Genomic DNA, 20,947 nt, shown 5'->3' on the forward strand with positions numbered 1-20,947 from the left:
AGCAGGGTCAGAGCCGCGGTCATGTTGCCGCCGACCGAGTCACCAGCGACCCCCAGTCGGGTGCCGTCGAGGTTCTTCTCGGCACCGGCGGTCACGATCCACTGCGCGGTCGCCCAGACCTGCTCGAGCGCGTGTGGGTAACGCACCTCGGGTGAGCGGTCGTATTCGGGGAAGACCACGGCGGCGTTCGCACCCACGGCGAGATCGCGCACGAGGCGGTCGTGGGTGTGGGCGTCGCCGAAGACCCATCCGGCGCCGTGCGTGTAGAGGATGACCGGCAACGTGTCGGTGGCCCCGGCCGGGCGCACGATGCGGACCTGGACCGTCCCGGTCGGGCCGCCGGGGATCTGGATCCATTCCTCATCGATCGCCGGCTTGAAGATCGGTTCGTCCTGCACACCGTCGACGGCCTTCCGTCCCTCCTCGGGGGCGAGTTGGTAGAGGTACGGCGGGTCGGCGGTCGCCTCGACGAACGCCTGGGCGGCGGGTTCGAGGGAAATGTTCTTCGGGTTCGCGGACATGGCGTGCACTTCCTTCCGGTCGGTGGAGCCGGGGTGAGAACGATCGTTCTCGATCGTGGTGTCGACTGTAGAGAACGACCGTTCTCGACGTCAAGGGGTGACCGACAATTTCCGTCGAGACCCGCCTTGACGAGGCCGAACGTCCACATCGGAGACCGCGGAAGAAGCACATCGACAGACCCCTTCGAGGGGTCGAGGGGCCACTGGGAGAACCAGCGTTCTCGGCGTGCGTAGACTGGCGCCCGTGAACGAGGAGATCCGCACCCGCATCGTCGAGGCCGCCGATGCGCTCTTCTACAGCCGCGGTTTCGGCCAGGTCGGAATGGACGCCGTACGCGACGCCGCCGGGGTCTCGCTGCGCGCGCTCTACAAGGAGTTTCCTTCGAAGGACGAGCTGATCGCCGCCGTCCTCGCCGGCCGCCACGAAATGTGGACGAGGGGCGTCGAAGCGAAAGTCGATGCGATCGACGATCCGGCGGCTCGACTGCTGGCCGTCTACGACTTCCTGAGCGACTGGTTCGGAGATCCCGACTTCCGCGGTTGCGGATTCATCAACGCTTTCGGCGAACTCGGCTCGGCGAACCCGCGCGTCGCCGAGGTCGTGCGCGAGCACAAGGCGGACTTCCAGCACTACGTCGCACGGCTGGTCGCCGAGGCCGGTGCGCCCGAATCCCTTGCCCCCAGCTCGCCATCCTCGCCGAAGGCGCCCAGACCACCGCGGCCATCGCAGGCACTACCGATGCTGCGGCACAGGCGCGGGCCGCAGCGGAAATTCTCATCGACTCCGCACTGGGCCGGTAAGCGAGGTCGGTGATCGTTCACGATTTCACCGCTGACGTCGGGAGCGAGCGGCGCGAGTTCTGTTCGTCGAGCGTCGTGATGTGAGAACGTTCCGGATCCGCATGCTCCGGGCCTTCAGCGCTCGTCGGATGCTCTCGCCGCTTCGAGTTCGCTACGCAGAGCAGCCGACTCGGCTCGGAGCTGCGTGTTCTCGTTCTGCAGCGTCCTCGTCTCGCTGCGCAGGGTGTTGATCTCGTCGCGCAGCGCGATCACTTCGGCGCGCAGCTCGTCGCCTCGTTCCCGGGCCGCCGCTTCGGCGGCCTGCGCCGTCGCTGCGGCGATGCGTGATTCTTCGAGCCGGCCTCGCAGGTCGGCTACGTGCTCGCGTTCGGACGCGAGTTCCGTCTCGACGCGTTCCCGTGCTGCGACCTCGCGGTCCAGGGCTGCCTGCAGCCGGGCGAGTTCGCCGCGCACGTCGGCGGTTTCGGCGGTCGCACGATCCCGCTGGGCCGCTGTCTCGGCGAGTTCGCGCCGGTGGGCAGTGAGGGCCCCGTCCTGTTCGGTGACGGTCGCACGGAGTTCCCCGACGAGGCGTGTGTGTTCGGCGGTGGCCGTATCGAACTCGTCCTTCCACCGTTGGAGCGTGTCGGCGTGCTCACCCTTCAGGCGCGTCAGTTCGGCGTGATGCGCCTCGTCGAGCCGGCGTATCTGTTCGGCGTGTGCGGTACGGGCGTCGGCGAGTTCGGCGTCGACGGCGGCCACCGCTGCGTCGGCGTTGTCGCGGTCCTCGAGCGCCTGGGCGAGTTGCTCGCGTAGACGCACGATCTTCGCGTCGGCATCGGCCTTGACCTTCGCGAGTTCGGCGGCGGACCGCGTCATGTGCGCTTCGAGGGCTTCGGTGTCGGTGAGTGTGTCGACGGCGGTGGTGATGCGGTCGGCGATCGCCGCGTACTGCTCGACGGTGTTCGCGGCCAGCGCACGCAACGCGGTGGTGGCGGCGGTGAGAGCGAAGACCGCCTCGTCGGGACTGTCGACGGACGGCGCGGCCGTGCCGGCCGCCTCCTTCTTGGCGCGTTCCCGTTCGCGGTAGGCCCGCACCCGGTCGGCGGCGGTGGCGTACTTGCGTGGACGTCCCACCCGGGCCTTGGTGGTACTGGCGTCTGCGCCTTGGTCGCCGGTGGGGGAGTGCGCGTCGGTCATCGATGGTCCTCGTCGTGTCGAAATCCCAGGTGAGAGCTGTGCAATCATATTACATTACGTAATAAAAAAACGTAACAGTAATGAAACGAAACGAAATAAAATCATCTGAACTGCAGAAATGGCAAGAAATACTCGATTTCGTCACAGAATCGACCGGATATTGTCAGGAGAGCCTCGGCAAGTCCGAGAGACTTCTTGATCGTCATAATCCCCACTTATGACGATCAAGTGCGGGGACCGTCCGAAAACTGTGCACCCCCGGATCCACGCCGCCGGCGAACTCGCACCCGTCACCGATGCGGTCCGTGTGCTGACCGGCACCGCCCCGAAGAGCCTGGCCGACGTGCTGCGCCGCTCGTGAGTGCCGAGGCTGCCGTCCGGTCGTCGGTTTCGCTAGCATTCGCCGTGTCGCACGACCGGTCCGTCAGCGCGGGAGCGACCACCCGTCGCAGGGGTAGAGGGGGAGCGCAGTGGTGAAACACGTCGGCATCCTGGGCCACAGCTGGGAAGGGGCTTCACTGTGCTGGCGGGAGGTCTGCCGGCACAGCAACCGTCTCGGGCATCCGGCTCATCCGGACATCACCATGGACTGCATCTCCTTCGAGCACTGCATGCCGGCCTGGGAGGCGGGGGATCACGAAGCGGCGCGCGCGGTGCTCGCGACCAGCATCGACCGCTTGGCCCGGGCGGGGTGCGATTTCTTCGTGTGCCCGGACAACACCGCGCACCTCGCGCTCGAAGCACCCGGTGATCCGCTCGCCCTTCCCGGCGTGCACCTGGTCGACGTCGTGGCGCGCGCCGCCGAGCGCGCCGGGCACAGCCGAGTAGGCATTCTCGGCACCCGGTTCACGATGCGCGGTCCGCTGTATCCCAGGGAGCTGGCCGAATGGGGGATCGACGCCGTCATACCCTCGGACGAGGATCAGGAGATGGTCCACGAGGCCATCTTCGGTGAACTGGTCCACGGCGAGTTCCGCGAGGACACCCGACGGTCGTTCGTCGACCTCATCGGCCGGCTGGGGGAGTCCGGTTGTGACGCGATCGCTTTGGTGTGCACCGAGATCCCGTTGTTGTTGTCGCCCGAGGATTCGCCGCTGCCCGTGCTGGACTCCACGAGATCGTCCGCACGGGCCGCGGCGGAGATCGCACTGGGTCTCGAGGCGATGCCGACCTGGCGCGGATCGGAATTCCGCTGATGGCGGACACGCCGGTGCCAGGTCCGTAGCATCGAGAACATGGTCCTCTTCTACGAGCTCCTCCTCGTGGTCGCCGCACTGCTCATCGCATGGTTCGCGGTGTACGTCATCTACCGGCTGATCACCGACGAATCCGCCGACCGCTGACCTGCGACCGACGCCCCCGTCAGCACCCTCGAACGGGCCGACGCGAGGAGTTCTGTGACCGAAACACCCCGAGCTCGAGCAGGCCGATCCTGTCGCACCGGTGCGCGTGGTGGCAGGATCGGAACCCGTGAGCTCCGCGAATCTGACCCGTGCCGAAACCGCCGCCCGCGCCCGCGCCCTCGACGTCCATTCCTACCGCGTCGAACTGGACCTGCGGAGCGCCGTCGACGCCCGGCACAGTGGTTTTCCCACGGTCACGACGCTCGAGTTCACCGCCTCGACCGACGAGACCTGGCTCGACTTCATCGGCGACTCCGTCGAATCGGTGACCGTCAACGGCGAGCCCGTACCCGTGGTCTACGACGGCGCGCGCATCACGATCGGTGGTCTGAGGGAGATCAACGTCGTCACCGTGGTCGCGACCGGGCTCTACAGCCGCTCGGGGGAAGGACTGCACCGCTTCGCCGATCCCGTCGACGGCGAAACCTATCTCTACACCCAGTACGAACCCGCCGACGCCCGCCGCGTGTTCGCGTGCTTCGAACAGCCGGATCTGAAAGCCCCGTTCACCTTCGTGGTCACTGCGCCGCTGCACTGGCGGGTGCTGTCGAACGAGACGACGGAGCGCCGGGTGCAGCGGGAGAACACGCAGACCGTGACTTTCGCGCCGACCCAGCCGATCTCCACCTACATCACCGCGATCGTCGCCGGCCCGTACCACCGGGTCGACTCGTCGTGGAGTCGCGGCGACCTCACCGTGCCGCTCGGGGTGCTGTGCCGGGCCTCGCTCGCCGGCCACCTCGACGCGGACGAAATCCTCGAGGTGACCCGGCAGGGCATGGACTTCTATGCCGACAACTTCGACTATCCCTACCCGTTCGGCAAGTACGACCAGGTGTTCGTGCCCGAATACAATCTCGGCGCGATGGAGAACCCCGGCTGCGTCACGTTCACCGAGGCGTACGTCTTCCGCGGTGCCGCCACCGCCGCCCAGCGCCAGGCCCGCGCCAACACCGTCCTCCACGAGATGGCGCATATGTGGTTCGGCGACCTGGTGACCATGAAGTGGTGGGACGACCTGTGGCTGAAGGAGTCCTTCGCCGACTTCATGGGCGCCCTCGTCAGCGCCGAGGCCACCGAGTTCACCGACGCCTGGGTGGCGTTCGCGAACCGGCGCAAGGCGTGGGCGTACCTGCAGGATCAGCTGCCCACCACCCATCCGATCGTCGCCGACATCGTCGACCTCGAAGCGGCCAAACTGAACTTCGACGGCATCACCTACGCCAAGGGCGCGAGCGTCCTCAAACAGCTCGTCGCGTACGTCGGCCGCGACGCCTTCTTCGACGGTGCCCGCCGCTACTTCCGCCGGCACGCCTTCGGCAACACCACCCTGGCCGATCTGCTCGCCGAACTGTCGAGCACGTCCGGTCGCGATCTGTCGCCGTGGGCGCGGGCGTGGTTGCAGACCTCCGGCGTGTCCACCCTGCATCTCGAGGCGACCGCGGACGACTCGTACGAGATCGTGCAGAGCGATCCGCGACCGCACCGCCTGGCCGTCGGCTGCTACGACCCCGACGAGTCCGGCGATCTCGTCCGCACCCACCGTTTCGAGATCGATCTGCTGGACACACGCACCGGCATCGACCTGCCCGACACGGCGCTGGTGCTGCTCAACGACGACGACTGGACCTACGCGAAGGTCCGCCTCGACGCGCGGTCGCTCGACACCGTCGAGACGTCCCTCGACCGCGTCCGCGAACCCCTCGCGCGGGGGCTGTTGTGGTCGGCGCTGTGGAACGCGACCCGCGACGGCGACCTCGCCGCCGATCGCTATCTGTCCATGGCCGCCCGGTTCGCCCCGCACGAGGCCGACATCGCCCTGCTGACCGCCGTGCTCGCCAACGCCGCCCAGGCCGTCGAACACTATGTGCCCCCCACAGCCCGGCCCGACGCACGGCGCCGCTGGTTCGATGCGGTCTGGGCGGGCCTGCACAGCGCGGCACCGGGCAGCGACGCGCAACTGGCGTTCGCTCGCGCCATCGGGGTCGCCGCGAGCGTCGACGATCGGCACTCGGGGGAGCTGCGCGCGATGCTCTGCGGGGACACCCCACCGCCGGACGGACTGCGCCTCGACCCCGACCTGCGGTGGAACTGGTGGGCGGCACTCACCGCCACCGGGAACGCCGACGAGACCGACCTGGACGAGGAACTGCGCAGCGACGACACCGCATCGGGACGCACCGCGCATCTGCGGGCGCTCGCCTCGCGGCCCCGCGCCGAGGTCAAGGCGCACGCATGGGCCACGATCCTCGCCGACCACACCCTCACCAACGACCATCTCGACGCGACCATCGCCGGTTTCCGCGCCGGGGCGCGCCGCGACCTGATCTCCGCCTACGACCCGGACTATTTCGCGGTGCTCCGCGAGACCTGGACGAGTCGCAGCATCGAGATCGCGCGGCGGATCGTCGTGGGTCTGTTCCCGGCCGCCGACAGTCTCGAACCCGTCGACGCGTGGCTCGATGCCAATCCCGACGCCCCCGCCGCGCTGCGGCGCCTGGTGATCGAACAACGCGACCAGCTCGCCCGGGACCTGCGCGTGCAGAGGCTCAACACCCCGTGAGCACCCCCGATCTGCACCGGCCCGAGCCGCCCGCGGTCCCCGACACGGTCGCGACCGCGATGCGCCGGCTGCGGGAGAAGGCGGCTTCGGAGAACACCCGGGCCGCCCAGCTCGCCGACTGGACGACCTTCACCCGCTGGTGCGAACGGACCGGGCACAGCCCGATCCCCGCGACGGCCGAACAGCTCGGCTGGTTCCTCACCGAGAAGGCCGCCGAAGTGCGGCCCGACGGCCGGTGGGCGTACGCACCGTCGACCCTGTCGCGCTGGGTGTCGACCATCAACAAGATGCACGCCCTGGCAGGTCTTCCGAAACCCGGTGGGCACGAATCGGTTCGGGACCTGTTGCGCGGAATCCGGCGCGACCGGGCCACCCCGCCGTCTCGGCGCACCCCGCTGCTCACCGACGACATCCGCACGATCCTGAGCGCGATGCGCGCCGAGACCGCCGACGCCGGATGGGCGGCGCGCGTCGCCGAACGCCGCGACGCCGCGCTGCTGCTCATGGGCCTGGCCGGCGCGCTGCGACGCTCGGAACTCACCGGCCTCCTCGTCTCGGATGTCGTCCCGCACCGCGCCGACGGGCTCTACGTCACGGTGCGCCGGTCCAAGACCGACCGCAGCGCACGCGGGCGCACCGTCACGCTGCCCTACGGATCCGACCCGCACACGTGCCCGGTGTGCGCCTACCGCCGCTGGCGGGACGTGCTCGACGCGTGGGACGAGACCGGCCGCGCAGCGGTCACCGAACTGCTCGCCGGCGCCGAGCCCGACACCGGCGACCACTGCTGCCGCGGACTGGCGTCCGGGCGCTCCCCGGACGGCGACCGGCCGCTGTTCCGGCCCGTACACCACAGCGGGACGGTGGGGACGAACGCGCTGTCGGGCCAGTCGGTGCACTCGATGATCCAGCGCCGGGCCCGCCGCGCCGGATTCAGTGACGAGCTCGTCGCGACCCTCGGCGGACACAGCCTGCGGGCCGGCTTCGTCACCCAGGCGGTCCGTGGCGGCGCGACCACCCAGACGATCATGACCCAGACCGGGCATGCCGACGAACGGATGGTCGCGCTGTACAGCCGCCACCACGCCGGTCTCGTCGGCAACGCCGTCACCCGTCTCGGTCTCTGAACCCGCCGCGCTGTCGCCGATCGGTCGTAGGCTGAGGCGACCGACCCACGGACAGGAGATCGCGGTGGCCCGGACGACAGCGAATTCCCCGACCGTCGACGAACTGCTCACCGAACTCGCCGCGCTCGACGATCCGCGCATCCGCGAGGTCAACGCGCGCCACGGCGACGACCACGGCGTGAACCTCACCGCGCTGCGTGCGCTCGCCAAGCGGCTGAAGACCCAGCACGAACTCGCACGACAACTGTGGGAGCGCGGCGACAGCGCCGCCCGCCTGCTCGCGCTGCTGATCTGCCGTCCCGGATCGTTCACCGGCGACGAACTCGATGCCATGGTCCGCGAGACCGGCACCCCGAAGGTGCACGACTGGTTCGTGAACTACGTCGTGAAGAAGAATCCGCACGCCGACGAGCTGCGTGCGCGCTGGATCGCCGACCCGGATCCGGTGGTCGCGAGCGCCGGCTGGGCACTGACCGCCCACCGCGTGACCGGCGACGCCGGCGGCCTCGATCTGCCCGCCCTGCTGGACACCGTCGAAACGCAGATGCGGGAGGCACCCGAGCGATTGCAGTGGGCGATGAACACCTGCCTGGCACAGATCGGCATCGCCCATCCCGAACACCGCGCCCGTGCGATCGACATCGGCGAACGCCTCGGGGTGTTGAAGGACTATCCGACCTCCCCGGGCTGCACGTCGCCGTTCGCTCCCGTCTGGATCACCGAGGTCGTGCGCCGACGCGGCGAGTGAGCCGGACGCCGGATGGGTACCGCTGCAACGACACATCCGGTCGTCGACGACGAGGAGCACGATGCCACTTCCCAGCCCGCAGACCAGTTCCGACGGCGCACCCACGGCGCTCGCCGCCGCGTCCGGAAGTGACTTCGAGGTCCTCGACGCGTGGTGGCGCGCGGCGAACTATCTGTCCGTCGGGCAGATCTATCTCATGGACAACCCGCTGCTGCGCGAACCGCTGCGCCCGGAACACATCAAACCGCGACTGCTCGGGCACTGGGGCACCACACCCGGCCTGAACTTCGTGTACGCGCACCTCAACCGCGCGATCACCGCACGCGATCTCGACATGATGTACGTCATGGGGCCCGGACACGGCGGACCCGGCCCGGTCGCGGCCGCGTGGCTCGAGGGCACCTACAGCGAGGTCTACCCGGACGTCTCCGGTGACGAGGAGGGAATGCGCCGGCTGTTCCGTCAGTTCTCGTTCCCGGGCGGTATCCCCAGCCATGTCGCCCCCGAGACCCCCGGCTCGATCCACGAGGGCGGTGAACTCGGCTACGCCCTGTCCCACGCCTACGGCGCCGCCTTCGACAATCCCGATCTGATCGTGGCCGCGGTCGTCGGGGACGGGGAAGCGGAAACCGGGCCGCTGGCGGCGAGCTGGCATTCGACGAAGTTCGTAGACCCACGCCGTGACGGTGCCGTGTTGCCGATTCTGCACCTCAACGGCTACAAGATCGCGAACCCCACCGTGCTCTCCCGGATCGGCGAGGACGAGCTGGTCTCGCTTCTACGCGGCTACGGGCACGAACCGATCGTCGTGGCCGGTGACGAACCCGCCGAGATGCACCGGCGGTTCGCCGCCGCACTCGATCGCGCCCTCGACCGGATCTCCGAGATCCAGCAGTATGCCCGTACGTCCGGTGATCCCACCCGGCCGGCCTGGCCGATGATCGTGCTGCGTTCCCCGAAGGGCTGGACCGGGCCGCACGAGGTCGACGGCGCGCAGGTCGAAGGATCCTGGCGTGCCCACCAGGTACCCATCGGTGATCCGCGCGGCAACGAGGAGCACCGGCGCGCACTCGAGGACTGGTTGCGCAGCTACCGGCCCCACGAACTGTTCGACGATGCCGGCGTCCCGGTCCGCGCCCTGCGCGATCTCGCCCCGCGCGGCGACCGGCGGATGAGCGCGAACCCGCACGCCAACGGGGGCGAGGTCCTCCGTGATCTGGTCCTGCCGGACTTCCGCGACTACGCCGTCGAGGTGCCCCGACCCGCCTCCGCCACCGCCGAGGCGACTCGGGTGCTCGGTCGCTTCCTGCGCGACATCGTGCACCGCAACCGGGACAACTTCCGCGTGTTCGCACCGGACGAGAACAACTCCAATCGTCTCGACGCCGTCCTCGAGGCCACCGACCGCACCTGGAATGCCGACATCGAACCGGGGGACGACCATCTCGCTCCCGACGGACGGGTCATGGAGATCCTGTCCGAGCACACCTGCCAGGGCTGGCTCGAAGGTTATCTCCTCACCGGCCGCCACGGATTGTTCTCGAGCTACGAAGCATTCGCGCACATCGTCGATTCGATGGTCAACCAGCACGCGAAATGGCTGCTCACCACGAACCGCATCCGCTGGCGTCACCCGATCCCGTCGCTGAACTACCTGCTCACCTCGCACGTCTGGCGACAGGACCACAACGGCTTCTCGCATCAGGATCCCGGTTTCATCGACCACGTCGTCAACAAGAAGCCCGAAGTCGTGCGCGTGTATCTACCGCCGGACGCGAACACCCTGCTGTCGGTCGCCGATCACTGCCTGCGCACCCGCCAGTACATCAACGTCGTCGTCGCCGGCAAGCAGCCCGCGCTGCAGTTCCTCGACATCGACGACGCGATGACCCACTGCCGCAAGGGCATCGGGATCTGGCAGTGGGCCTCGACCGACCGGGACGTCGAACCCGATGTCGTCCTCGCCTGCGCCGGTGACATCCCCACGATGGAGACCCTCGCCGCGGCCGACATCCTGCACCGCCGTTTCCCGGACCTGAAGATGCGCGTGGTCAACGTCGTCGATCTCATGCGGCTGCAGGACGACCGGCGGCACCCGCACGGACTACCCGACGCGCACTTCGACGCGCTGTTCACCACCGACAAGCCCGTGGTCTTCGCCTATCACGGCTATCCGTGGTTGATCCACCGCTTCGTCTACCGCCGCACCAACCAGGCCAACTTCCACGTGCACGGTTACATCGAGGAGGGCACGACCACGACTCCCTTCGACATGTGCGTGCTCAACCGCATCGACCGCTACCATCTCGCGCTCGACGTGCTCGACCGCGTCGAGAGGATCCGGCCGGTGGCAGGACACGCGCGTGAGGAACTCGAGAACATCCTCGCCGAGCACACCCGCTACGTACGCACCCACGGCGAGGACATGCCGGCGATCACCGACTGGCACTGGCAGGGCGTCGGAATCGACTGATCGTCACCCGTGCCGAGGCGCCCGCAGCACGAGCCTGCCCTCGGTGAGCGCGGCGACGTCGACCTCGTCGAGCGAGGACACCACGAGATCGGCGCCCGCCCGCGCCAGATCCTCGGCTTCCCCGTGGCGGGCGACGCCGAGCGCGGCCATGCCGCCGGCCTTCGCCGCCTGTACTCCGGTGATCGCGTCCTCGACCACCACACACGCGGCGGCCGGCACCCCGAGTTCGGTCGCAGCCGCGAGGAACAACTCCGGGTCGGGTTTGCCGTGGGCGACCGGGCGGCCGGACAGATCTGCGTCGAACTGCTCGAGCAAGGTCTCCCCGGGACGGTCGTGTGCGGGAATCGCCCGCAGGAACAACCCGGCGTTCTTCGACGACGACGCCGCCGCCACTGCGATACCCGCCGCGCGCACCGCCGCCACGAAACGCACGCCGTCCTCGAAGGCGCGGAACCGACGCTCGTCGATCAACTGCAGCAACCGCGCCTGTTTGCGATCGGCGTAGTCGACGGCGCGGCGTTCGGCGTCGGGCACCGCGAAGTACTCCAATGCGGCCCGCGCCCCGTCCATCCGCGGTCGCCCGGACAGGACCTGCCGGTAGACCTCGGAGGTGAACGCGTCGTCACTCCACGAGCCGGCGGCGCGTAACTCCTGCCAGTCTCCGGTCACCAACTCGGCCAGAGCTTCCCGCCACGCCGCTTCGTGCGGAGAGTCGACGAGCACCCCGTCGACATCGAAGATCACCGCCCGGAAGCTCGGCTCCCTTTCGGCCATGACCGTCCCCTCCCCGGATCTACGCGCGCACCGTGGCGAGCCGGAAGTCGTGCGAATCGCCCGGACCGAGTTCGGCGGAGTCGCCGTTGAGCGCGACCCGCACGGGTACCCGGAAACCTTCCGCCTCGGCGCGCACCGACAAGGTGTCCCCGGCGATGTGCACCCGTAGGGGAGTGCCGCGATAGCGCATCGAGAAGGCGACACCGTCGAGGTGCGAGATCAACTTGGGGCGGAAGACGAGCACATCGCCGTACCCCCGGGCACCGACGTAGTAGCGCTGCACCAGATCCAGGGTGCCGCCCATGACACCCATGTGGATGCCTTCCTTGGTGGTGCCGCCCTGCAGGTCGCTGACATCGCTCTCGAGGGCGAGTTTGAACCGCTCCCACGACGATTGCGGATCGAAGGTGGCGAGCACACCCGCGAACGTCACGTGACTGAGCGTCGAGCCGTGCGACGTGCGCTGATCGTAGTAGTCGACGGTGCGACGCACGAGGTCGAGATCGTACGGATAACCCAGCTGCTCGAACAGCGGCCGCAACTCGGCGTCGTCGAACAGGAAGAACAACATCACCGTGTCGGCCTGCTTGGCCACCTTGTAGGCGTTCGGGTCGCGTCCCTCGGCGCGCAGGATGCGATCCATCCGCCCGATGTTGCCGTATTCGGCGCGATAGTGATCCCAGTCGAGTTCCTCGAGGTCCTCGTAACCCTCGAACTGACTGATCACCCCGTCGTGGTACGGCACGAACATCTTGCGGCTCATCTCCGACCACACCCGGAGTTCCTCGTCGGTGACCCGCAGCCGCGCCCGCAAGGCGGTCTGCCGGCTCTTCGACAGCACCTCGAAGACGTCGAGTGCCCGCGCCGAGATCCAGGCGACCATGACGTTCGTGTACGCATTGTTGCGCAGCCCCGCCGCGGTCGAACCCGGATACCGCTCGTGGAATTCGTCCGGTCCCATCACCCCGTGGATCTCGTAGCGGTCGCGCTCGGGGTTGTAGTGGGCGATGGAGGCCCAGAACCGGGCGATCTCGAGCATCATCTCGGCGCCGTAGTCGGCGAGGAAATCGACGTCGTCCGTGGCCTGGTAGTAATGCCAGACGTTGTAGAAGATCGCGGCACTGACATGCCGCTGGTTGCGGCTCAGGTCCGGATCCCAGCGCCCGGACAGCGGATTGAGATGCACCATCTGCGTCTCTTCCGTGCCGTCGCTGCCGCTCTGCCAAGGGAACATCGCCCCCCGGTAGCCGGCCTCGCTCGCCGCCGCCTGCGCTTCGCTCAGCCGCCGGTAGCGATAGAGAATCAGGCCCTTGGTGATCTCGGGAACCCGCATTCCCAGGAAGGGATAGACGAACAATTCGTCCCAGAACACGTGCCCGCGGTAGGCCTCCCCGTTGAGCCCGCGCGCGGGGACTCCGGCGTCGAGCCGGGAGGTGTGCCGCGAACACACCTGCAGCACGTGCGAGATGTGCAGGCGCAACAGCAACTGCGCCCGCGGTTCCCCGGGCAGCCGGATATCGCCGATGTCCCACAGCTCGTCCCACGCCGCGACGTGCTCGTCGAACGCCTCGTCGAAATCCGGATAGCGCAGTACGTGCCGGCCCACCGACGCGAGCGGTTCGGTGATCGCGTCGTCACGGGCGGTGAACATCGCCACCATCTTCTCGATCCGCACCGTGGCGCCCTGGGTGACCTCGAACGCGAGGACCTGCTGGATGTAATCCTCCATCTGGTACAGATCGCGATCGATGAGCAGCGAACCGTTCTCGCCCTCCCGGAACACCCGGGTGCGCGCGGCCTGCGCGATATAGATGTCGGACTGGCGGATCTGGACCTTCAACGCGATCGTCTCCGGTCCGTAGGTGCGGGGGGAGACCGGGTCCAGATGCCGGGCTTCGAGATCGCGATAGCGAGCGACCGCGCGGTTGGTGACCCGGCCGTCGAGCGCGGAGACGATCTCGACCCGCCCCGACCAGTTCTCCGGGGTGAGCGACCATTCGAGTGCACCCTGGTGCGGATGGGCCATGCTCACGAAGCGCCTGCTGCGCAGGGAGGTTTCGCGGCCGCGCCGATCACGGAACCGGATCTCGCGGATCACCGTCGCCGTGCGGATGTCGTAGACGTGCCGATACGACAGGATCTGCGTCTGCGCCAGGCGGATCGCCTCGCCGCCGTCGATACGCAGTTTCAGCACCAGCCAGTTGGGGAGATTGACCAGATCCTCGTTGAGGACCGGGTTGCCGCCCATGATGGTGGTCTCACGGTTGTAGCAGCGGTGGGCGTAGGTGCCCGGATAGTGGACCGCGCCCATGTCCTCCCACTCGGCGGTGCCCCGCGTGCAGAAGTAACCGTTGCCCGTCGACGTCAGCGCCTCACGCAGGGCTTCGTCGTCGGGATCGAAACGGTCGTAGTGGAGGCTGAACTCCGAGTCGTACACGCGTACCTCCTGGCAGGTCGTACTCGACACGAGCTTTCCGGTGGCGCGGCGTCACCTGCCCAGAGCCGAGAGGAAACGTTCGACCTCGTCCACCGATCCCAGGACGAATTCGGCATCGGTGCGGCGTCCGGCCATCTCCGGGTCGTCCGGACTACCCACCAGAATCCCGATCCCGCGCCCGAGGAGGGCCCGGAAGGCGTCCTCGTCGGTGATGTCGTCGCCGAGATAGATGGGCACCACGTCGTCGGACCCGAGGCCGAGGCCGTCGATCAGATGGAGGACCGCCTTGCCCTTGTTCCAGTCCACCGCCGGTTTGAGTTCGTAGACCATCTTTCCGGGCACCACCGCCAACCGGTCCGGGTTCTCGGCCAGCAGTTCGTCGACGATCGCTTTCACCCGGTCGCGGACCTCGGGTGCGGCCTGGCGGTAATGCACCGCAACGGATGCCCGCTTCGGTTCGATGCCGACCCCTTCGAGGCCGGCCAGCCGGGCGCGGAGCGTGTCGGTGACCTCGGAGATCAGGTCGGTGAAATCGCCGAGGACGCCGTGCGCGAGCCGGCCGCCCGTCGGGCTCCAGATGTCGAAACCGTGGCTGCCCGCGACGACGAGATCGTCGACGCCCATGAGTTGCTGGACGACGTCGCGGTCGCGGCCGGTGACGATGCACACGGATACCCGGTCGGCGAGATCACGCACGGTGCGGCGCATCGAATCGGACCACACCGCGTCCTCGGGACGCGGAACGATCGGCGTGAGCACCCCGTCGTAGTCGAGGAAGACCGCCGGGCGGCGACCGGCGATCCGGCGGGAGAAGGCGTCGTCGAGGGCGGACGGTAGATCCGCCACGGCGCGAGTCGTCGTCATCCGGCCGGTACTCCTGTCGTCGCGACCCGTCATGGTTCGAACCGTACACAAAGATCGGTGGCGCGACCGGGATACGTGAGCCTCGGGTCCGCCGGAAGCGCCGTCACCGGATCGGGCGGCGCCAGTGCTCGTCGGCGGTGAGCCGGGAGCGCACGTGCTCGGCGGCGTCGTCGTTGCGGAACGGGCCGGCGAGCAGGTCGGCGTAGATCTGAGAGATCGCGGCGTGCCGGAGTCCGCCGCGGCGGTCCATCCGATCGAAGACCACCGGCGACCAGGGGATCGCGACGACGACATCGCCGCCGCGTTCGACCGGGCGCAACCCGAGGCTGTCGGCGACCTCGTCGGGATCGTCGGCGTAGAGCTCGAGCAACGCCGGGGCGGCATAGTCGGTGGCGCCGACGCCGGTGAGCGCATAGGGGAGATCGATGCGCTCGGCGAGACGCGCGCGGGTCGCGGTGACTCCGTCGGGGGCGGTGAACCGGCGGACCGGACACACCTTCCGTTCGGCCGCCCAGGCGCGCAGCATCGGTTCCCACCGCACCTCGACGATCGGACCGCGGGGCACCCGCCGGACGAGTTCGCGCTCGACGAGCACCTCGACGACCCGGTAGGTGGCGCCGGTCGACGCTCCGGACAGCGTGATCAGTTCCGGGACGGTGATCTCACCGACGTGGTCGGCCAGCGCCCGCACCACCCGGTCGGACGGTTCGCCGGTCAGGACGCCGGAGGGTCGGCCCGGCCCGCGCCACGGGTCGGCGTCGGCGCCGCGGTCACGGACCCACACCGCCGGGCGGTTCGCGACCAGGGAGAGGTTGCCGGTGGCGTCGGCATAGGAGATGCCGTGCCGGTCGAGCTGGCGCCGCACCGGATCGGAGAGATAGTGCGCGCACACGAATCCGCGGTCCGATTCGGTCAGGTCGGCGGCGATACGGGCGACGTCACCGGAGAGCACCCCGCGGGAGGCGACGACCGCGAACGACACCGCGTCGCCGTCGGGGGCGGTGACCAGCATCCGGCTCGGTGCGTCGGGGGAGCGGGGCCGGTCGCTGGACAACGACCAGCCGAGCGGCAGGCATGCCTCGAGGCGTGCCGTGGCGCGGCGGTAGATGTCGATGTACCGCTCGGGGCGGGGACCGACGGGGTTCTCGGGAGCAGGGGCGGACTGCGTCACATCCACCACGATAGTCACTCTGTGCGTGACGGAAAACAGGAAAACACGAAATTCGGCCGTCGGCCCCGGCCCCCTCCCGCGCCTCGGACCCCCGACGGGGATGCGCTAGTTTCGTCACCATGACCGATATCACCGGGCGCATCGCGTTCGTTCAGGCGACCTGGCACCGCAACATCGTCGATCAGGCGCGCACGGGGTTCACCGACGAGATCACCCGTCTGGGGGTCGCCCCGGAATCGCTGGACTTCTTCGAGGTCCCGGGCGCATTCGAGATCCCTCTGCACGCGCAGCGGCTGGCGAAGACCGGTCGTTACGCCGGGATCGTGGCGGCCGGGCTGGTCGTGGACGGCGGTATCTACCGGCACGATTTCGTCGCGACCGCGGTGATCGACGGTCTGATGCGCGTACAGCTCGACACCGAGGTGCCGGTCTTCTCGGTGGTGCTCACCCCGCACAACTTCCACGAGCACGCCGAACACGTCGACTACTTCACCCGGCACTTCGTCACGAAGGGCGCCGAGGCGGCCCGCGCCGTCGACGCCACCCTGCGGTCGCTGCGCGGGCTGCCGACCGGCGACTGACCGGCCGGCAGCCCGCCGCGGATCAGCGCGCGCTGCCGGTGGCGTCCCGGGGCGTGTCCGCGTCGACCGGTCGGGTGGGCGCGGGCGCCGGTGCCTCGGTGCGCTGCCGGTAGGCCGCCCGGGCGGTCTCGTCGGTGTTCAGCGCCAGGGACTGCAGCCCGAACGCCGCGGAGATGCGGTGGCGGGCTGCTTCGGGGATGAGCCCCAGCGCGCCGAGGATCCAGCCGGCGGTCCGCGGCACGTACTTCAGGCCGGGCCGACGCGCAGCGACGACCTGCACGATGGCAGTTGCGACCTCCTCCGGTCCCACCATCGCGAGCTTCTCGATGAGAGCGTTGGGTTTCATGCCCGCGATCAGTTCGGTGCGCACGAATCCCGGTGCGATGGTGGAGACCACGATGTTCGAGCCCGCGAGTTCCTGGCGCAGCACCGAGCCGAGGCCGATCACTGCGTGTTTGGTCGCGGAGTACACCGCGAGACCGGGAGCGCCTTCGACTCCCACGACGGAGCCGAGATTGACGATGTGGCCGTGGCCCTGTTCGGTGAATCGCGCAGCGGCCAGTTTCGAGCCCAGGACGACACCGCGGACGTTGACGTCGATCTGACGGTCGGTGACCGTGTCCGTCTCGTCCAGGAACGCACCGGTGGGCATGATGCCGGCGTTGTTGACGAGCACGTCGAGTCCGCCGAACTCCATGTGGGCGAGGCTGAGGAATTCGTCGAAGGATCCTCGATCGGTGACGTCGAGGGGCAGGCCGAGCACTGTGGTGCCGAAGCGGGCACCGATGCGCGAGGCGGTGTCCTGCACCAGTTCATTGTCGATGTCCCCGATGGCCACGCGTGCGCCGGCAGCGACGAGGGCTTCCGCCGTCGCCTGTCCGATGCCGCGGGCCCCGCCGGTGATGACGACTCTCTTGCCGTGCACGTGCGCGCTCATGTCGCACCGTCCTTTCCCGTTGTGACAGCTGTGGAGGCAACGCTACGAACGGGCGGTGCCGTGATCCATGCCACTATCGGCAAGTTCTTGTGAATTCCGGCCAATCTTCCGAGGATGGAACGTCGTGAACACGTGGATGTCCCGCCGTGCGGCCACCAGTGCGGCCCTGATGGCGTCCTTCGGGCGCGAACGAGGGATCGACGCGGAAACCCTGCTGGCCGGGACCGGGATGAGCGAGGAACAGCTCGTGGATCCGGGCAGCGAGATCACCGGCGACCAGGAACTGGCGGTGATCGGCAATCTGGTGGCCGCGCTCGGTGATCGGCCGGGGGAGGGATTCACCCTCGGCCTGCGCTATCAGGCGGCGGTACACGGGATTTTCGGATACGCCCTGATGAGTTGCTCGACCGTGCGGGAAGGCATCGAAGTGGGTACGCGCTTCTTCGACCTCACCTTCGCGTTCTCGCGGGCCGCACTCGAGTACGCCGGCGACGAGGTCCGCTTCTGCCTCGACGATCGGCATGTCCCGGCCGACTTGCGGGGCTTTCTGCTCGAACGTGACGTCTCGGGGATCCTCGCGCACTGGCAGACGCTGTGGGGATCGCCGTCGGAGGTGCGGCGTGTCGAGGTGGCCGCATCGCTGGCGGATCGGGTCGTGCCGGTCTTCCGGGACCAGGGGTGGTGTGTGGAGACCACTGCGGCGACTCATGCGGTGGTCGTGGACGCACGGGCCTTGGAGCGACCCATGCCGACCGCGAGTCCGGAGGCTGCGGCGGTCCTGCTCCGGGAATGCGCGGAGCAGCTGCAACGGAGGCAGAACCGCGGCGAGTTCGGGGCCCGGGTCCGGGGAGTGTTGCTGCGCACCGCCGCGGACGGTCCCAGCCAGGAAGACGTGGCGGCCGAGTTGGGGACGAGCGTGCGCACCCTTCGTCGCCGCCTGGGGGAGGAGGGGACCTCCTACCGCGTGGTGGTGGCCGAGACACTGGGGGCGATGGCGGAGGAGTTGCTGGATGCGGGGTTGCCTGTGGAGAGGGTGGGGCAGCGGCTCGGCTACGCGGATGCGTCGAGCTTCTCGGTGGCGTTCAAGAGGTGGACGGGGAGAACGCCGGGCCGGCGCCGGCGGATGAATCCGCCGGTCTGAGTGTGCTCGGCTGAGATGTCAGCCTATCCGAAAGTATTCTGAACAATACGGAAACCATCGAAAAACGGAATGATCGCCCCCTTCGTCTTTACTCACCACTACGACAAGGGGAAAGTATTCGACGACAAGCCAACCCTGAAGGGGGGATTCAGCGGGCAGTACGGCGCCGGGTCATGGCGAGGGGCACCAGCACCCCGAGAAGTGCGGCAGGTACCAGGAAAGCCACGACCGGGTCGGCGCTGTACACCGGGGTCAGCAGCAGAGGGGAGAAGGCCGCCCCGCCGAAGCGGAAGGCCTGTACGACGGACACCGCCCCGCCGCGGTTGCCGCCCGGCCCACCGAGCACCGCGGCATTGACCCCCACGAGGATGCATTGCGACGCGATGCCTGCCACGAACCACGCCACGGCCACGATGCCCAGCAAGGGAACCGTGCCGACCACCACGACCAGTGCCGCACCGAGCATCGCGCCCCCGAGCACCGTCCACCGGGCACCGACCCGATCGATGAGCACGCCCACCGGCCGGGCGGTGAGGATGCCGGCCAGACCGAACAGCGTGAGCACCACCCCACGTTCGGACGGCGACAACCCGAAGTCGTCCTCGACGCGGAAGGCGAGCAGGAAACCGAGCCCGCCGAGCGCACCCCAGCCCAGCAAGGCGACGACACCGATGCGCAGGACGTGAGGGCTCAGCGCGTCACGTAACCGCGCCCGCTCGGCTCCGGAGGGATCGTCGCGCACCGAATCGGGCAGGCCGATGAGCGCGAGCCCGAGCGCGGCGGCAGCGAGGACGACGAAGGCCCATCGCCAGTCCACCTCGGCGGCGAGTCCGCCGACCAGCGGGGCGACGGTCTGGCCTGCTGCCTGCATGGCTCCGAACAAGCCGAGCGCGCGTCCGAGCCGGTCCTTCGGCGTGATGACGGCGAGCGCTGCGAGCAGCAGGGGGGTGGTGAACGCGTTGGCGCCTCCCTGCAGCATGCGAGCACCGATCAGCAACGAGAAGGTCGGGGCCAGGGCAGCGGCGATCGATACCAGGGCGTAGACGAGATAGGCGGTGCGGACGGTGCGGGCACGCCCCCAGCGCGTGCCCAGAGTTCCCGAGAACAGCATCGCCGCAGCGAACACCCCGAGATAGGCGGTGACCGTCGTCGCGGCCGTGCCGGTGGACACGCCTGTGTCGGCGCCGAGTTCCGGCAGCATCGACACGACGACGCTACCTCCGAAGGGCCCGAGGAATCCTCCCGCGTACAGCGCGGCGCGCTGCAGCGGTTCACGTACATCCGTCACCGATTGAAGCCGCCGGGACCCCGTCGACGCAGGTAACGCTCGAACTCCGCGGCAAGGGCGTCGCCGTCGATCTTGGAGATCAGCTCGGAGATGTCCTCCTCCGCCTCGGCGTCACCGCGTTCTTCGAGGGTGTGCACGTACTCGGCGATCTCCTCGTCGTCGTCGATCATGTCGGTGACGGTCTGTTCCCATTCCTCCGCGAGCAACGGCAGCTCACCGAGGGGTACCTCGATGTCGAGGACGTCCTCGACACGCCGGAGGAGCGCCACCGTCGCCTTGGGGTTGGGTGGGTTGGACACGTAGTGGGGGATCGCCGCCCAGAACGAGACGGCGGGGATGCCCGCGCGCACGAAGGCGTCCTGCAGGACGCCGGTGATGCCGGTGGGGCCTTCGTAGCGGGAGGTCTGCAATTTGAAGCGTGCCGCGGCCTCGGCGCTGTAGGCGGTGCCGGTGACCGGGACGGGCCGGGTGTGCGGGGTGTCGGCGAGCAGGGCACCGAGGAGCACGACGGTGTGGACGTCGAACTCGTCGACGAGTTCGATGATCGCGTCGCAGAAGCTGCGCCAGCGCATGCTCGGTTCGATGCCGTGCAGCAGCACGACGTCGCGGTCGCTGCCGGGAGGGGAGCATACGGACAGGCGGGTGGTGGGCCAGTCGATCTCGCGGGTGACCCCGTCGACCATGCGCACCTGGGGTCGGTTGACCTGAAAGTCGTAGTACTCCTCGGAGTCCAGCTCGGCGAACGGCTCCGCGTCCCAGATCAGCTCAAGGTGCTCGACGGCGCCGCTGGCGGCGTCCGCAGCGTCGTTCCACCCCTCGAAGGCGGCGACGAGCACCGGATTGCGCAGGGCGGTGACGTCCTGGTCCGGGGTCTCGGAAAACTCGGGTGCACTCACCCGTCCAGCCTACGACCCGGGTCGTTCCGGGCGCCCACTAGTC

Annotated in this window: 18 protein-coding genes; 9 read left to right on the forward strand and 9 right to left on the reverse strand. The window is 68.7% G+C overall.

Annotated elements, in window-relative coordinates; translation table 11 throughout:
- Positions 1–521 (reverse strand): alpha/beta hydrolase (locus MOM01_RS17895; protein ID WP_241386792.1); only part of this gene is annotated, 521 nt, incomplete at its 3' end.
- 244 nt (positions 522–765) lie between these two features.
- Between MOM01_RS17895 and MOM01_RS17900 the strand changes: the two genes are divergently transcribed.
- A complete protein-coding gene (locus MOM01_RS17900) occupies positions 766–1,335 on the forward strand; it encodes a TetR/AcrR family transcriptional regulator (RefSeq protein WP_308197007.1) in 570 nt (189 codons plus the stop codon).
- Positions 1,336–1,436: 101 nt separating this feature from the next.
- On the opposite strand, the gene MOM01_RS17905 is transcribed toward MOM01_RS17900, so the two are convergent.
- Positions 1,437–2,501, reverse strand: a complete 1,065-nt coding sequence (locus tag MOM01_RS17905; RefSeq protein WP_241386793.1) for a hypothetical protein — start codon at positions 2,499–2,501, stop codon at positions 1,437–1,439.
- A gap of 217 nt (positions 2,502–2,718) precedes the next feature.
- Between MOM01_RS17905 and MOM01_RS17910 the strand changes: the two genes are divergently transcribed.
- The 6 genes from MOM01_RS17910 to MOM01_RS17935 all read left to right on the forward strand — a co-directional run bounded on the left by MOM01_RS17910 (position 2,719) and on the right by MOM01_RS17935 (position 10,815).
- Positions 2,719–2,862, forward strand: coding sequence for a hypothetical protein (locus MOM01_RS17910; RefSeq protein WP_241386794.1), 144 nt, complete (start codon positions 2,719–2,721; stop codon positions 2,860–2,862).
- Positions 2,863–2,974: 112 nt separating this feature from the next.
- Positions 2,975–3,697 (forward strand): aspartate/glutamate racemase family protein, encoded by a 723-nt coding sequence (locus tag MOM01_RS17915; protein WP_241386795.1) that lies wholly within the window; start codon positions 2,975–2,977, stop codon positions 3,695–3,697.
- Between the two features lie 274 nt (positions 3,698–3,971).
- On the forward strand, positions 3,972–6,467 hold the full coding sequence (gene pepN / locus MOM01_RS17920; protein WP_241386796.1) for an aminopeptidase N: 2,496 nt from the start codon (positions 3,972–3,974) through the stop codon (positions 6,465–6,467).
- Positions 6,464–7,594: a tyrosine-type recombinase/integrase gene (locus MOM01_RS17925; protein WP_241386797.1), complete on the forward strand. Its 1,131-nt coding sequence runs from the start codon at positions 6,464–6,466 to the stop codon at positions 7,592–7,594. Before pepN ends, MOM01_RS17925 begins: the two co-directional genes overlap by 4 nt.
- A gap of 64 nt (positions 7,595–7,658) precedes the next feature.
- Positions 7,659–8,342 carry a DNA alkylation repair protein gene (locus tag MOM01_RS17930; protein WP_241386798.1) on the forward strand — a complete coding sequence of 228 codons (684 nt, stop codon included), beginning with the start codon at positions 7,659–7,661 and terminating at the stop codon, positions 8,340–8,342.
- 61 nt (positions 8,343–8,403) lie between these two features.
- Positions 8,404–10,815 carry a phosphoketolase family protein gene (locus MOM01_RS17935; protein ID WP_241386799.1) on the forward strand — a complete coding sequence of 804 codons (2,412 nt, stop codon included), beginning with the start codon at positions 8,404–8,406 and terminating at the stop codon, positions 10,813–10,815.
- Positions 10,816–10,818: 3 nt separating this feature from the next.
- Here the strand turns inward: MOM01_RS17935 and MOM01_RS17940 are convergent, their stop codons facing one another.
- From MOM01_RS17940 to MOM01_RS17955, 4 genes are all read right to left on the reverse strand, one after another.
- Entirely contained in the window at positions 10,819–11,589 is a 771-nt protein-coding gene (locus MOM01_RS17940) for an HAD family hydrolase (RefSeq protein ID WP_241386800.1), read from the reverse strand.
- Between the two features lie 19 nt (positions 11,590–11,608).
- Positions 11,609–14,026, reverse strand: coding sequence for a glycoside hydrolase family 65 protein (locus MOM01_RS17945; RefSeq protein WP_241386801.1), 2,418 nt, complete (start codon positions 14,024–14,026; stop codon positions 11,609–11,611).
- Positions 14,027–14,077: 51 nt separating this feature from the next.
- Positions 14,078–14,890: a trehalose-phosphatase gene (otsB, locus tag MOM01_RS17950; protein WP_241386942.1), complete on the reverse strand. Its 813-nt coding sequence runs from the start codon at positions 14,888–14,890 to the stop codon at positions 14,078–14,080.
- A gap of 103 nt (positions 14,891–14,993) precedes the next feature.
- A complete protein-coding gene (locus MOM01_RS17955; protein ID WP_241386802.1) occupies positions 14,994–16,061 on the reverse strand; it encodes a helix-turn-helix domain-containing protein in 1,068 nt (355 codons plus the stop codon).
- Positions 16,062–16,180: 119 nt separating this feature from the next.
- Between MOM01_RS17955 and MOM01_RS17960 the strand changes: the two genes are divergently transcribed.
- A complete protein-coding gene (locus MOM01_RS17960) occupies positions 16,181–16,642 on the forward strand; it encodes a 6,7-dimethyl-8-ribityllumazine synthase (protein WP_241386803.1) in 462 nt (153 codons plus the stop codon).
- 22 nt (positions 16,643–16,664) lie between these two features.
- On the opposite strand, the gene MOM01_RS17965 is transcribed toward MOM01_RS17960, so the two are convergent.
- Positions 16,665–17,579, reverse strand: a complete 915-nt coding sequence (locus tag MOM01_RS17965; protein ID WP_241386804.1) for an SDR family NAD(P)-dependent oxidoreductase — start codon at positions 17,577–17,579, stop codon at positions 16,665–16,667.
- A 124-nt stretch (positions 17,580–17,703) separates the two neighbouring features.
- On the opposite strand from MOM01_RS17965, the gene MOM01_RS17970 reads away from it, so the two are divergent.
- Entirely contained in the window at positions 17,704–18,720 is a 1,017-nt protein-coding gene (locus tag MOM01_RS17970) for an AraC family transcriptional regulator (RefSeq protein WP_241386805.1), read from the forward strand.
- A 148-nt stretch (positions 18,721–18,868) separates the two neighbouring features.
- Here MOM01_RS17970 and MOM01_RS17975 read toward each other — a convergent pair whose 3' ends face one another.
- Positions 18,869–20,008 (reverse strand): MFS transporter, encoded by a 1,140-nt coding sequence (locus MOM01_RS17975; RefSeq protein ID WP_241386806.1) that lies wholly within the window; start codon positions 20,006–20,008, stop codon positions 18,869–18,871.
- Entirely contained in the window at positions 20,005–20,904 is a 900-nt protein-coding gene (locus MOM01_RS17980; protein ID WP_241386807.1) for a PAC2 family protein, read from the reverse strand. Before MOM01_RS17980 ends, MOM01_RS17975 begins: the two co-directional genes overlap by 4 nt.
- Between the last annotated feature and the right edge of the window lie 43 nt (positions 20,905–20,947).

Origin of the sequence: Rhodococcus sp. CH91, assembly GCF_022554085.1 — a bacterium.
GTDB lineage: Bacteria > Actinomycetota > Actinomycetes > Mycobacteriales > Mycobacteriaceae > Rhodococcus.